Source organism: Bradyrhizobium sp. Leo114 (genome assembly GCF_055229415.2).
Window position 1 is genome coordinate 1 of the sequence record NZ_JBUYEN020000203.1, and the last position, 593, is coordinate 593.

A 593-nucleotide genomic window follows, 5' to 3' on the forward strand; every position below is an offset into this window, starting at 1 on the left:
AACGACACGCAATGGGACCGTATCTCCGGCTTGATCATCGGTCGGCCGGACCAGCGTGGTTCGACAGGCCGCGACAACCGGATGTTTGTCGAGGGCGTGTTATGGATCGTGCGAACCGGTTCGCCGTGGCGTGATCTGCCCGAAGCGTTTGGCGAATGGAACAGCGTCTTCCGGCGCTTCAGCCGGTGGAGCGCCAAGGGGGTCTGGCTACGTATGTTCGAAGCGCTCGCGGATGATCCGGACTTCGAATACCTGATCGTTGACTCCACCATCGTCCGCGCCCACCAGCACGCCAGCGGCGCAAAAGGGGGGCTCAAAATCAGGCCATCGGGCGTTCGCGCGGCGGCCTGACGACAAAAATCCATATGGCTGTCCGGGGCTTAGGTTGCCCGGTCCGCTTCTTCCTAACGGCAGGTCAAGCCGGCGATGCGCCTCAGGCCCAGCCGCTCATCGAGGGGCTCCCGGCGGAGGTCGTGATGGGCGATGCCGCCTACGATTCCGATGCCTTGCGATCCGCGATCGCCGCAAAAGGCGCTCAAGCCGTCATTCCGAACAACCCCTCACGGGCAATCAAATATCCGCTCAACAAACCC

At 62.7% G+C, this 593-nt stretch carries 1 pseudogene; it reads left to right on the top strand.

Annotation, left to right across the window (positions count from 1 at the left end):
* A pseudogene (locus tag ACZIRK_RS45410) lies at positions 1 to 593 on the top strand (IS5 family transposase); the annotation flags it as partial.